Raw genomic sequence first — 12,270 nt, 5'->3', positions numbered from 1 at the left:
ATGACTCCGCGCTACCGCTTCGCCGCTTCCTTCTGCAAATCCGGGGCGTTGACGGCCGGAATCGCGACGCGGCCGGCGCCGGTCACCTTCAGCGCCTCGGCGGCCTTCTCGTTTTCCATGATCTTGGCCATCACGGCTTGGCCCGCGCGTTCGAAGATCGCTCGGTTCTCGATCACGAATTTTTGCGACTTGCGCAAGCCGTCGATGTAGCCGTTGATCTCGGGCACGACGTAGCGCGCGACAAGGTCCCAGCTCCGCCGCGTGTTTTCCGGATTGGCCCAGTCGTGCACGAAGCCGATGACGGCGCCGACGCCGCCGGACACCTGCATCACGTTCTTGATCATCTTGACGAGGTCGTCGGGCGTGCCGATGACGGAGGCCGCACCGTCGACGAAAGCGGTCTTGTCCACGGCCTCGTCCGGCGAGGCGAACGCCGTCAGGCCCGGCCGTTGCAGCGTGCCGACATTATATTCGTTGTGCCAGCGCATCAGACCGGCGCCGGCCTCGCGGCGGGCCTGCTCGCGGGTCTCGGCGATGTGCCAGGTCAGCAGCACGCGCCAGTTTGCGCGATCGACTTTGGTGCCGTGCTTTTTCGCCGCGTCCTCGGCGAACTGCCATTGCTGCTGCAGCGACATCAGCCCCTGCGTCGTCATCGAACCCAGCGAGATGATGCCGATGCCGTATTTGCCGGCGAGCGTCATGCCGGAGGGCGAGATCTGCGAGGCCACCACGAACGGCATCTCTTCCTGCAACGGCAGGAGCTGCAACGCGGCGTCGTTCATGGTGAACCAGTCGCTCTTCGCGGTGACGCGCTCGCCGTCGAAGAGACGGCGGATCACGCCGATCGCCTCGTCCTGGCGATCGCGCTGCGTCATCGGATCGATGCCGAGCGTATGCGCGTCGGAGGCGAGCGCGCCGGGGCCGGAGCCGAAGATGGCGCGGCCGCCGGTCATGTGGTCGAGCTGCACCATGCGCTGCGCGACGTTGTAGGGATGATGATAGGGCAGCGACACCACGCCGGTGCCGAGCTTGATCCGCTTGGTGCGCTCGCCGGCCGCAGCCAGGAACATCTCCGGCGAGGCGATCATCTCCCAGCCGGAGGAATGATGCTCGCCGCACCAGAACTCGTCATAGCCGAGCGCATCGAGCTGCTCGACCAGATCGAGGTCGCGCCGGAACTGGAGCATCGGATGCTCCCCGATCGGATGATGCGGGGCAAGGAAGGCTCCGAACTTCAGGCGCGCCATGGCATTCTCTCCAGCTTACATTTTTTGTTTGTTTGTGGCGCGAAGCTACGTGCTGAACGCAGCGAGCGCAATCACGCGATGTCCCGCGCGGTGGAATGCAGCCATGCGATGGAGCGCTCTCTCGTGGAAGACGTAAGGCCTCGCGATTCGTGCTCGCAGGTCATCGCGCGTTCGCGTGCCGATGCATCAAACCGTCACAAAGCAGATCGATTCATCGCGCGAGCTGGTGAGCGACATCCGGGCACCAAAACGTCCTTCTGGCCGGCCTGCTCCGGCTTCGCCCTGACTTTGCCGTCGAAGCGGTGCAATCGGCGCGCGCAGGAATGCTCGTCTCGCTCGCGCGGTTCCTAACGTTAATCATGATCTGCGCCGCATTCCCGGCGTGGATGCGCCGTTCATCTGCACGAAGTTGAGGCATTGCGGTGAATACGTGCGGATTTCTGCAGCTTTTCTCGCGATTTAGCGCGTCATCGACAGCACACGGTCTTTTTATTTTGCGCTGCAGCAACTATTTGGTTTGGGTGGACGTTGAACGTCGCCTGCCAGGAGCTGCCGTGTCGTTAACCAGAAATGTCGATCTCTTGAGACGTCTGCCAAAGCTGGACGGATTGCGCTTCGCCGAGTTTGGCCGGAGCGCCGATGCGTCCAGTCCGTTGCAAGAGGTCACGGGCTTCGGCGACAATCCCGGCAATCTGCGCCTGTTCGCGTTCGTGCCGCCGCAACTGCAGAAGCCGCGCGCGCTCGTCGTCGTGCTGCACGGCTGCGGCCAGACCGCGGCAAGCTACGACCTCGGCGCCGGATGGTCGACGCTCGCCGAGCACTACGGCTTCGCGCTGCTGATGCCCGAGCAGCAGCGCATCAACAACAGCAACACCTGCTTCAACTGGTTCAATCCGGAAGACACGGCACGGGACAGCGGCGAGGCGTGTTCGATTCGCGAGATGATCGCGCACATGATCGAAACGCATCGCGTCGATCCCCGGCGTATCTTCATCACTGGCTTGTCGGCGGGCGGCGGCATGACGTCGGTGATGCTCGCGACCTACCCTGAAATCTTCGCGGCCGGCGCGGTCATCGCTGGACTGCCCTACGGCATCGCGACCAATCTGCGCGAGGCGCTCGACGGCATGTTTCATTCCCCGGAGCGGCCGGCGCGCGAACTTGGCGATCTGGTGCGTCGGGCCTCGACTCATCGCGGGCCCTGGCCGCGGATCTCGGTGTGGCACGGCAGCGCCGATCGCACAGTCAATCCCGGCAATGCCAACGAGATCGTCAAGCAATGGCTCGACCTGCACGATCTGCCCGAGGCGCCGATGGCGGAAACCGACATCGACGGCTATCCGCGCCAGGCCTGGTGGAACAAGGACGGCGAGACGCTCGTCGAGTCCTACGCCATCACCGACATGGCCCACGGCACGCCGCTCGGCCTGGCCGACAACGACCAGCGCTATGGCGTGGAAGGCGCGTTCCTGATCGAGGCCGGCATCTCCTCGTCCTATCACATCGCAAAATTCTTCGGCCTCACCGGCTGGATTCCGGACGCGGCGAAGAAGGTCGAGCCAAAGCCGACGCCGGCCCGCTCGTCCGCGCCGCATCTCGCACGCTCGATCCGCGCCGCGGTCGCCGAACAGCCGGCCGAGCCGAAGCGCGAGGAGACCCGCGGCTTCGATCTCGGCCAGATCATCACGCGCGCGCTCACGGCCGCGGGATTGATGAAGTAACTCAGGCGGTCGCGCCGATCCATTCGATCGGCATCGCCGTCACCTCGCCGCCGGCGACCTTGCGCGTCATCTCCTGATAGGCCTTGAAGAAGTCGCGCGATTGCAGCGCCTTTTGCGCGGCATCGTCGCTGACGCTGGCGAGATGGAAATAGCTGCCATTGTCGCGGTTCTTCAGGACGCGATAGCCGATCCGTCCTTTCAGTTCCGGATCGCCGTCGATCGCCTTGATGAAGCGGCCGACCTCCTGGTGCCAGGCCTCCGTCGTGCCGTTCTTGAATTCGTACCGGATCATGAAGTGCTTCATGTGACGCTCCCTGTTGGCATTGTGCGTCATCATCTGCGTGCTGGATGCGATCCCGCAAGTATGGACAAAATTGATAGTATGGACTTTTTCGGCGCCGCTCTTATTCTTCATCTCGCACATGGAGGAAGCGACATGGCCAAGGAAAGGACAAAGACAGTTCCAGCGCGCAGCTGCCCGGTCGCGGCCTTTCAGAAGATGATCAGCGGCAAGTACAAGCTGCGCATCGTCTGGGACCTCAAGGACGGTCCGCGCCGCTATGGCGAGATCAGGACCGGCCTGTTGCGCGGCATGGAAGGCAGCGCGGAGATCACCCCGCGCGTGCTGAGTCGCGAGTTGAAGGCGCTGACGGCGAGCGGCCTGATCGATCGCAAGGATTTTGGCGAGGTGCCGCCGAAGGTCGAATATCGCCTCACCCGCAAAGGCAAGAGCTTCGTGCCGGTCGTGGCGGCGATCCGCGACTGGGGCGACCGTAACCTGAGTGCGCCCCAAGTGCTGGCGGACGCCGCCGAGTAGGGCCTACATCTCGCCGGTGATGAACGGATTGGTCATCCGCTCCTGGCCGATGCTCGAGCCGGCGCCATGGCCGCAGATGAAGCCGACATCGTCGCCGAGCGGCAGCAGCTTGGTCTTGATCGAGTCGATCAGCGTCGCGTGACTGCCGCCGGGCAGATCGGTGCGTCCGACCGAGCCGGCGAACAGGACGTCGCCGACATGGGCGAAGCGCAGATCCTTGTTGAAGAACACCACGCTGCCGGGCGAGTGGCCGGGGCAATGATAGATCTCGAACTGGAGATCGCCGATCGCCACGCTGTCGCCTTCATCGAGCCAGCGGTCCGGCTCGAAATTGCGCACCCCCGTCATGCCGAAGCGCGCGCCGCTCTCGACCACGTTGTCGAGCAGGAATTTGTCCGCGAGATGCGGGCCCTCGATCGGCACCTTCAGCGCGTCGCGGAGTTCGTCCGCGCCGCCGACATGGTCGATATGGCCGTGAGTCAGCCAGATCTTCTCCACGGTGACGCCGGTCTGCTTGATGGCATCCAGGATCTTCGGCACGTCGCCGCCGGGATCGATCACCACGGCCTTCTTGGAAGGCTCGTCCCAGATGATGGTGCAATTCTGCTCAAACAGCGTCACGGGAACGATGATCGCGCCCGCTTTCGCGCCGGCTTGGGCCTGTGTCTCGTTTTGCTCGGTCATGGCGCCACAATGCCGATTTTTGCCATGTCGCCAAGCAAAAGATTTGTCCCCATGGCTCGGGAACAGTCGCGGACATCGTCACACAGCTGTCCCAATTCGCCTGCTGTTTTGAACCGGGGCGCTCCTTCCGCGTTCTCCCGCGCGAGAAGCAGTTTTTGGATGGATTTCCCGCATGGCTCAGAGCGGCAGCAATTGGTGGCGCGACGGCATCTTCTATCAGATCTACCCGCGCTCCTTTCAGGATTCAAACGGCGACGGTGTCGGCGATCTCGCCGGCATTTTGCAGCGGCTGCCGTATGTGAAGTCGCTCGGCGTCGACGCGATCTGGTTGTCGCCGATCTTCCCCTCGCCAATGGCCGATTTCGGCTACGACATCTCCGACTATACCGGCATCGAGCCGCTGTTCGGCACGATGGCGGATTTCGATGCGCTTCTTGCCGCCGCGCACGACAATGGCCTCAAGCTGATCCTCGACCTGGTGCCGAACCACACCTCGGACCAGCATCCCTGGTTCGTCGAAAGCCGCTCCTCGCGCGACAATCCCAAACGCGACTGGTACATCTGGCGCGACCCGGGCGGGGGTGGCGGCGTGCCGAACAACTGGCTGTCCGAGTTCGGCGGCAGCGCGTGGCAGTTCGACGAGACGACCGGTCAGTACTACTATCACGCCTTCCTCGCCCAGCAGCCGGACCTCAACTGGCGCAATCCCGATGTCCGCGCGGCGATCTATGACGTGATGCGGTTCTGGCTGGAGAAGGGCGTCGACGGCTTTCGCGTCGACGTGATCTGGCATCTGATCAAGGACGCCGATTTCCGCGACAACCCGCCCAATCCGCATTATGTCGAAAGCCGGCCGCCGAACGAAAAGATACTGACGCAATATTCCACCGACCAGCCGGAGGTGCACGACGTCATCGCCGAGATGCGCCGCGTCACGGATGCCTATGCTGCCCGCGTCCTGATCGGCGAGATCTATCTGCCGCTGCACCGCCTCATGGCCTATTACGGCAACGATCTCACCGGCGCGCAGATGCCGTTCAATTTCGCGCTGCTCTCGACCTTCTGGAGCGCGCGATCGATCGAGAAGATTGTCGAGGATTACGAGAAGGCGCTGCCGAAGGGCGCATGGCCGAACTGGGTGCTCGGCAATCACGATCGCCCGCGCGTCGCAAGCCGCGTCGGGCCGGAGCAGGCCCGAATCGCCGCCATGCTGCTGCTGACGCTGCGCGGCACGCCGACGCTCTATTACGGCGACGAGATCGGCATGCATCAGCTCGCGATCGCCCCCGAGTTCGTGCGCGACCCCTTCGAGAAGAACGTACCCGGCATCGGTGTCGGTCGCGACGGCTGCCGCACGCCGATGCAGTGGGATTCCTCCAACTTCGCCGGCTTCTCGGACGTCAGGCCATGGCTGCCGCTGCCGGAGGATCACATCCACAACAACGTCGTCGATCTCGAAGCCGATTCACGTTCGATCCTCACGCTCTACAAGCGCCTGATCGCGTTGCGGCAGGGGTGTCCGCCGCTGGTTGCGGGCGACTATCATCCGATCGCGGCGCAAGGCGATCTCCTGGTCTATCGCCGCGAGGCCGAGGGCAGGGCGGTGATCGTGGTGCTCAATCTCGGCCCTGAGCCGATCCCGGTCACCACCAGCGCGATCAAGTTTGGCAGCGAGATTCTGCTGTCGACATTCCTGGATCGCGAGGGCGAGCGGCTCGAAGGCGTGCTGGATTTGCGCGGCAACGAGGGCGTGATCATCACGCCGCCATGACCGTCGTCCTGGACAAGCGAAGCGCAGAGATGGGCGACGCACTTTCCTCGTCATTGCGAGCGCAGCGAAGCAATCCAGAATGTTCCCGCGGTGACAGTCTGGATTGCTTCGCTGCGCTCGCAATGACGATCGTGGAAGCGGCGCAACTCCAGCATCTCCACATCACCCCGGATGCTTGTTGCCCCGTATCGTTTTGTCGATATCGCTCCGCTTCAGCAGATAATCCAATCCGCCGACGCGGTACCAGCGATAGCCGTAGGGCTCCAGCACGACACGATGCTGGCCGCGCTTGTCGGCATGGCTGTGGTCTTCCGCGAGCAGATTGATCAGGTGCTTGCCGGCCTCGCCCGGCAGCCCCGCCGAGAACGCGATCTCGCGCGGCTTCTCGTCGAAATTGTGCACGAACAGCACGGAATTGTTGCGCCAGTCGTAACGCATGATGAACACGGCGGGATCGCGCGTCGGAATGACTGTAAAATCGCCCCAGCCGATCTCCGGCACCTCCTTGCGCATGCGGACGATGCGCTCGGTCCAGTTCAGCATGGAGTTGGGATCGCGCCGTTGTTTTGCGACATTGAGGTGCTCGAAACCATAAGGTCCCTCGTCGATGACGGGCAGGGCCGGCTTGTCGCTGGTGGTGAATCCGCCATGCGGCTCGGTCGACCATTGCATCGGCGTCCGCGCGCAATTGCGTTCCGGCAGCGAAAGATCATCGCCCATTGCGATCTCGTCGCCATAGCGGATCACCGGCGTCCCCGGCAGCGTGCACATTAGGCTGTAGGCGAGCTCGAGCCGCCGGCGGTCGCCACCCAGCATCGGTGCCAGGCGACGGCGAATGCCGCGGTCGTAGAGCTGCATGTCCTTGTCGGGACCGAAGCGTTTGAACACGATTTCGCGCTGCGCCTTGGTCAGCCGCCCCAAATCGAGTTCGTCATGATTGCGCAGGAACAGGCCCCATTGCGCCGAGGCGGGCCGCGGCTTGGTCGCCTTCAGCGCTTTCCCCAACGGGCGTGAATCGGACGAGGCCAGCGCATAGAACAGATGCTGGTTGACCTGGAAATTGAACATCATATGCATGCGGTCGGCATCCCGGCCGAAATATTCCATGTCCGTCTTTGGCAGCACGTTGGCCTCGGCGAGAATGATGGCATCGCCCTGCCGCCATTGCAGGAATTCACGAAACGTCCGCAGCATGTCGTATTGCTCGGCCGGCTTTTTCACCTTGGCGCCTTTGGTCGAGATGACGAAAGGCACGGCATCCATGCGAAAGCCTGAGACGCCGAGTTGGATCCAGAAGCCCATGATCTTCAGAATCTCGGCCTGCACGCGCGGGTTCGAGGTGTTGAGATCGGGCTGGAAATCGTAGAAGCGGTGGAAGTACCAGGCGCCGGCTTCCTTGTCGCGCGTCCAGGTCGATTTCTGAACGCCGGGAAACACCATGCCCTGATTGGCGTTGGCTGGCTTCTTGTCGGACCAGACATACCAGTCGCGGTAGGGCGAGTTCTTGTCGCTCCGCGCCGCCTTGAACCAGGGATGCTGGTCGGAGGTGTGGTTGACGACGAGATCGATGATGACGCGAATGCCGCGCTGCTTGCAGCCATGGGTGAACTCGACGAAATCTCCGAGCGTGCCGTAGCGGGCATCGACGCTGTAATAATCCGCGACATCGTAGCCGTCGTCGCGGCCGGGCGAGGTCTGGAACGGCATCAGCCAGATCGTGGTGATGCCGAGGCCGTGCAGATAATCGAGCCGGCGCAGCAAGCCCTTGAAATCGCCGATGCCATCGCCGTTGGCGTCCATATAGGTGCCGACGGACAGGCAATAGATGATGGCGTTCTTGTACCAGAGATCGTCGATCATGCGCGCGCAGCCTCGGTGGTTCCGCCGAGGTGTGGCGGCTGCGTGATAAGTGCGAGGGAGACCTGAGGTTCCCCGCTTTTACTCAGGTGTCGTCCCGGCGAAGGCCGGGACCCATACCGGGTGATTTCTCCGTGAGGCGCGGTGCACGTACCGCGGGCCGCAACCATTAGCCTTCGCTAAACTCCTTTCCGTGATTATGGGTCCCGGCCTTCGCCGGGACGACATTTGAGAATGGAGCAAGGTGTCCGCGTTCGGAGGAATCGGCTATCCTCCCGCCATGGACAATCCCGCCCGCATTGCCCTCGTGCCACCACCCGACCGCCGTCAATCCGAGACGGCGCTGGCGATCGCGCGCGGCACTGCGCGATTGTTGCGCTCGCTCGGCTTCACCTGCATCAGCGAATTGCCGCTGCCCTCGGGGCGGCGCGCCGATCTCGTCGCGCTGAACGAGCGCGGCGAGATCTGGATCGTCGAGATTAAGTCGTCGGTGGAGGATTTGCGTGCCGATCAGAAATGGCACGAATACCGGGCGCATTGCGACCGGCTGTTCTTCGCCTTCACGCAGGACCTGCCTTGCGAGATCTTTCCGCAAGATACCGGCCTGATCATCGCGGACGCCTATGGCGCGCACCTGCAATGCGAGGCGCCCGAGCACAAGCTCGCTGCGGCCACGCGCAAGCAGATGACGGTGCGTTTCGCCATGGCGGCGGCGTTGCGGATCAACCGGCTGGTCGATCCGCAGGGGCATGCGGAGTTTTGGGAATAGGCCGGTCTCGTGTCCCGGACGCGCTGCAACGCTTCAGCGTTGCTGCGCAGAGCCGGGACCCAGCAGGCGACGATTCGAGCTGAGGCATGGGCCCCGCCGGCTCAGCAGCGCATCACTTCGTGCTGCGCAGCGTCCGGGGCACGGAAGGCATGACTATCAGCGCGGCGCGCGCTTGGCCAGGATCCGCTGCAACGTACGCCGATGCATGTTGAGCCGGCGCGCGGTTTCCGAGACGTTTCGGTTGCACATCTCGTAGATGCGCTGGATGTGTTCCCAGCGCACGCGGTCGGCCGACATCGGATTCGCCGGCAATTCGGACTTGTCCGAGCCGGTCGACAGCAGCGCCGCGACGACGTCGTCGGCATCCGCGGGCTTTGAGAGATAATCGACCGCGCCCATCTTCACCGCGGTGACGGCAGTGGCGATGTTGCCATAACCGGTCAGCACGATGGCGCGGGCGTCGGGACGCTTCTTCTTCAGCGCCGAGACCACGTCGAGACCGTTGCCGTCGCCGAGCCGCAGATCGACCACGGCGAATGCCGGCGCCGCCTTGCCGATCTGCGCCAGACCGTCCGAGACGGTGTCGCATGACGTCACCGCAAAGCCGCGCGTTTCCATGGCGCGCGACAGCCGCTCCAGAAACGGCTTGTCGTCCTCCACGATCAGAAGCGAGCGGTCGGTCTGTTCGTTCAGTTCGGCGATGGCGTTCAAGGTGTCGTCCTCTCTCCAGCGCGTCTACATATGGCGGCGCAATCGGGCGGTGCCAAGTGCGCCAATAGTCGATCGGCCCCGTTGTGCGACGCAAGGTCGCGGCCTATCCTATTGTTTCTTCGAAGGTCTCGATAGTCTCAAAACGCTCTCTCGGCCACGTGATCTGGACCACTGCGCCATGATCCGGAAAGGTCCGGTTGGTAAACGAGACCTTGGCGCCGGTGCGCTCCAGCAAGGTGCGCGCGATGAACACGCCGAGTCCGAGGCCGCCGCCTTCGTCCCGGTTGCGCCGCCGCGACAAATAGGGCTCGCCGATCCGGTTCAGGATGTCAGGCGGAATGCCTGGACCATCGTCGGAAATCACGAGCTCGATCGTGTCCTTGTTCCACCACGCATTCACCTCGACGGTGGTGCGGGCGAAATCGACCGCGTTCTCGACGATGTTGCCGACGCCGTAGAGGATCGCCGGATTGCGCGAGCCGACCGGCTCGGCCACGATGGCAACGGCGATGCGCACCTTGATATCGACCCCGAAATCGCGGTGCGGCGCCACCACCTCCTCGATCAGCTCCGACAGCTTCATGCGGTCGAACGGTGCGCCGGTGGAGGAGAGCTGGGTGATCTTGCTCAATATGTCGCGGCAACGCTGCGTCTGCTCGCGCAGGGTCTTCAGGTCGGCGGCAAAATTGGGCTCCTTCACTGTCTTCTCCAGCTCGCGCGAGATCAGGAAGATCGTCGCGAGCGGCGTGCCGAGCTCGTGCGCTGCGGCGGCGGCCAGGCCGTCGAGCTGGGTCAGATGCTGCTCGCGCGTCAGCACCAACTCGGTCGCGGCCAGCGCGTCGGCGAGCTTGCGCGCCTCCTCGGTGACCTGGAACGAGTAGAGGCTGGTGACGCCGATCGCGAGCGCGATCGAGAGCCAGACGCCGACGAGATAGATCGGCGGCAGCACCAGCGGATCGTCGGAATCCCAGGGCAGCGGCAGATGGAAGAAGAACAGGACCGAGGCGCAGGCGACAGCGAGCACGCCGAGGCCGAAGGTGAAGCGGGCCGGCAGCGCGGTCGCCGAGATCAGCACGGGTGCGAGGAACAGGAACGAGAACGGGTTCTGGAGTCCGCCGGTGAAAAACAGGAGACCGGCCAGCTCCACGATGTTGAGCGCGAGCAGTCCGGCCGCCTGCATCGGCTCCAGCCGCTGCAGCGGATTGGACACGGTCTGGAGCCCCAGATTGAGCGCCGCCGACAGCGCGATGATGCTGACGCAGGGGACGATCTCGACGTTGAATTCCAGCCCCTGCGCCACGATGAAGATCGCGGCGAGCTGGCCCAGCACCGCGAGCCAGCGCAGCCGCAGGATGGTATCCAGGCGGATATGCCGCTGCGCGGGGCGAAAGTCGGAAGCGGCAAGTTCGGTCATTTCGGCCAATGGGGCGGTGCCTTCTCGATCACAAGCGCGCGGCTCACGGAACCACCGGATTACAAGCCTTGCGCTCTCTGCTGCAATAGCAGAAGAACGCCCAGCATGACCGAGAATGACAAAGCTTCAAGCTGGCCGACTGTCGCGGATCGCAGCCTCTCCGCGGCAATCGCGGTCGATCACCTCGTCAAGGTGTACAAGCAGACCCGCGCCGTCGACGACATCTCCTTTTCGCTTCCGCGCGGCAGCATCACGGGGCTGCTGGGCGGCAACGGCGCCGGCAAGACCACGACCATCGCGACGATCATGGGCCTCGTGCTGCCGACCTCCGGCCGCGTGCAGGTGCTCGGGCATCGAATGCCGGAGGAAAGTGCTTCCGTGCTGGGGCGGATGAATTTCGAGAGTCCCTATGTCGACATGCCGATGCGGCTCACGGTGCGTCAGAACCTCACCGTGTTCGGCAAGCTCTATGCGGTGAAGAACCTCTCCGAGCGCATCGCTGAGCTCGCCGACGATCTCGATCTCACCGAGTTCATCGACCGCGCTAACGGCAAGCTCTCCGCAGGACAAAAGACGCGCGTTGCGCTTGCCAAGGCGCTGATCAACCAGCCCGAGCTGCTGTTGCTGGACGAGCCGACCGCCTCGCTCGATCCCGACACCGCCGACTGGGTTCGGGGTCATCTGGAGCGTTATCGCAAGGCGAACAACGCCACCATCCTCCTGGCCTCGCACAACATGCTCGAAGTCGAGCGGCTCTGCGACCGCGTCATCATCATGAAGCGCGGCCGCATCGAGGACGACGATACGCCCGAAGCCATCATGGCGCGCTACAACCGCACCACGCTGGAAGAGGTGTTTCTGGACGTCGCGCGCGGCCGGGTGAACGGCGCGCAGGAGGACGCACGATGAGTGACTGCATTCGTAGCCCGGATGGAGCGCAGCGTAATCCGGGATTCGCGCATCTGGCCCGACCGGCCCCGGATTGCGCTACGCTCCATCCGGGCTACGGGAGGCCGCCATGAGCGAGCTCACCGTTCACCGCGGCATCTCCCTGCATCGCATCGGCGCGATGATCCTGCGCTATTGGTACCTCTTGCTGTCGTCCTGGCCGCGGCTGCTCGAGCTGCTCTACTGGCCGGCGCTGCAAGTCATCACCTGGGGCTTTCTTCAGCTTTATATCGCGCAGAATGCAAACTTCTTCGCGCGTGCCGGCGGCACGCTGATCGGCGCCGTCATCCTCTGGGACATCCTGTTTCGCGGGCAGCTCGGCTTTTCGATC

11 protein-coding genes and 1 pseudogene are annotated in these 12,270 nt (G+C 63.7%); 6 read left to right on the top strand and 6 right to left on the bottom strand.

Features of this window, described 5'->3' with window-relative positions; translation table 11 throughout:
• Positions 1–11 precede the first annotated feature (11 nt).
• The gene (locus AC0L27_RS26850) at positions 12–1,247 is read right to left on the bottom strand and encodes an LLM class flavin-dependent oxidoreductase (protein WP_354205858.1); all 1,236 of its coding nucleotides are present in this window, start codon (positions 1,245–1,247) and stop codon (positions 12–14) included.
• 554 nt (positions 1,248–1,801) lie between these two features.
• Between AC0L27_RS26850 and AC0L27_RS26845 the strand changes: the two genes are divergently transcribed.
• Positions 1,802–2,968, top strand: a complete 1,167-nt coding sequence (locus AC0L27_RS26845; protein ID WP_354205860.1) for an extracellular catalytic domain type 1 short-chain-length polyhydroxyalkanoate depolymerase — start codon at positions 1,802–1,804, stop codon at positions 2,966–2,968.
• 1 nt (position 2,969) lies between these two features.
• Here the strand turns inward: AC0L27_RS26845 and AC0L27_RS26840 are convergent, their stop codons facing one another.
• A complete protein-coding gene (locus AC0L27_RS26840; RefSeq protein ID WP_354205862.1) occupies positions 2,970–3,272 on the bottom strand; it encodes a hypothetical protein in 303 nt (100 codons plus the stop codon).
• A gap of 132 nt (positions 3,273–3,404) precedes the next feature.
• Between AC0L27_RS26840 and AC0L27_RS26835 the strand changes: the two genes are divergently transcribed.
• Positions 3,405–3,785 carry a winged helix-turn-helix transcriptional regulator gene (locus tag AC0L27_RS26835; protein WP_354205864.1) on the top strand — a complete coding sequence of 127 codons (381 nt, stop codon included), beginning with the start codon at positions 3,405–3,407 and terminating at the stop codon, positions 3,783–3,785.
• A 3-nt stretch (positions 3,786–3,788) separates the two neighbouring features.
• Here the strand turns inward: AC0L27_RS26835 and AC0L27_RS26830 are convergent, their stop codons facing one another.
• Positions 3,789–4,469 carry an MBL fold metallo-hydrolase gene (locus tag AC0L27_RS26830; RefSeq protein WP_354064534.1) on the bottom strand — a complete coding sequence of 227 codons (681 nt, stop codon included), beginning with the start codon at positions 4,467–4,469 and terminating at the stop codon, positions 3,789–3,791.
• Between the two features lie 172 nt (positions 4,470–4,641).
• Here AC0L27_RS26830 and AC0L27_RS26825 point away from each other — a divergent pair, with 172 nt between their 5' ends.
• The gene (locus AC0L27_RS26825) at positions 4,642–6,240 is read left to right on the top strand and encodes an alpha-amylase family glycosyl hydrolase (protein WP_354205867.1); all 1,599 of its coding nucleotides are present in this window, start codon (positions 4,642–4,644) and stop codon (positions 6,238–6,240) included.
• Positions 6,241–6,402: 162 nt separating this feature from the next.
• Here AC0L27_RS26825 and AC0L27_RS26820 read toward each other — a convergent pair whose 3' ends face one another.
• A complete protein-coding gene (locus tag AC0L27_RS26820; RefSeq protein ID WP_354205869.1) occupies positions 6,403–8,100 on the bottom strand; it encodes an alpha-amylase family protein in 1,698 nt (565 codons plus the stop codon).
• A gap of 277 nt (positions 8,101–8,377) precedes the next feature.
• On the opposite strand from AC0L27_RS26820, the gene AC0L27_RS26815 reads away from it, so the two are divergent.
• Positions 8,378–8,866 carry an MmcB family DNA repair protein gene (locus tag AC0L27_RS26815; protein WP_354206428.1) on the top strand — a complete coding sequence of 163 codons (489 nt, stop codon included), beginning with the start codon at positions 8,378–8,380 and terminating at the stop codon, positions 8,864–8,866.
• A 156-nt stretch (positions 8,867–9,022) separates the two neighbouring features.
• Here the strand turns inward: AC0L27_RS26815 and AC0L27_RS26810 are convergent, their stop codons facing one another.
• Together AC0L27_RS26810 and AC0L27_RS26805 are read right to left on the bottom strand one after the other, a co-directional pair.
• Positions 9,023–9,577, bottom strand: coding sequence for an ActR/PrrA/RegA family redox response regulator transcription factor (locus AC0L27_RS26810; protein WP_007598178.1), 555 nt, complete (start codon positions 9,575–9,577; stop codon positions 9,023–9,025).
• A gap of 103 nt (positions 9,578–9,680) precedes the next feature.
• Positions 9,681–10,991: an ActS/PrrB/RegB family redox-sensitive histidine kinase gene (locus AC0L27_RS26805; protein WP_354064539.1), complete on the bottom strand. Its 1,311-nt coding sequence runs from the start codon at positions 10,989–10,991 to the stop codon at positions 9,681–9,683.
• Positions 10,992–11,096: 105 nt separating this feature from the next.
• On the opposite strand from AC0L27_RS26805, the gene AC0L27_RS26800 reads away from it, so the two are divergent.
• Together AC0L27_RS26800 and AC0L27_RS26795 are read left to right on the top strand one after the other, a co-directional pair.
• On the top strand, positions 11,097–11,900 hold the full coding sequence (locus AC0L27_RS26800; protein WP_354205872.1) for an ABC transporter ATP-binding protein: 804 nt from the start codon (positions 11,097–11,099) through the stop codon (positions 11,898–11,900).
• Positions 11,901–12,009: 109 nt separating this feature from the next.
• Positions 12,010–12,270: pseudogene (locus tag AC0L27_RS26795) on the top strand (ABC transporter permease); the annotation flags it as partial.

This window comes from Bradyrhizobium sp. Ken51 (assembly GCF_055807435.1).
The sequence above is the reverse complement of the archived record's forward strand: the minus strand, read 5'-3'. Positions and strand labels throughout refer to the sequence as shown.

Coding starts and splice junctions, on each gene's coding strand:
- AC0L27_RS26850 (WP_354205858.1), bottom strand. CDS start 1,247: ATGGCGCGCCTGAAGTTCGGAGCCTTCCTTGCCCCGCATCATCCGATC.
- AC0L27_RS26840 (WP_354205862.1), bottom strand. CDS start 3,272: ATGAAGCACTTCATGATCCGGTACGAATTCAAGAACGGCACGACGGAG.
- AC0L27_RS26835 (WP_354205864.1), top strand. CDS start 3,405: ATGGCCAAGGAAAGGACAAAGACAGTTCCAGCGCGCAGCTGCCCGGTC.
- AC0L27_RS26830 (WP_354064534.1), bottom strand. CDS start 4,469: ATGACCGAGCAAAACGAGACACAGGCCCAAGCCGGCGCGAAAGCGGGC.
- AC0L27_RS26825 (WP_354205867.1), top strand. CDS start 4,642: ATGGCTCAGAGCGGCAGCAATTGGTGGCGCGACGGCATCTTCTATCAG.
- AC0L27_RS26820 (WP_354205869.1), bottom strand. CDS start 8,100: ATGATCGACGATCTCTGGTACAAGAACGCCATCATCTATTGCCTGTCC.
- AC0L27_RS26815 (WP_354206428.1), top strand. CDS start 8,378: ATGGACAATCCCGCCCGCATTGCCCTCGTGCCACCACCCGACCGCCGT.
- AC0L27_RS26805 (WP_354064539.1), bottom strand. CDS start 10,991: ATGACCGAACTTGCCGCTTCCGACTTTCGCCCCGCGCAGCGGCATATC.
- AC0L27_RS26800 (WP_354205872.1), top strand. CDS start 11,097: ATGACCGAGAATGACAAAGCTTCAAGCTGGCCGACTGTCGCGGATCGC.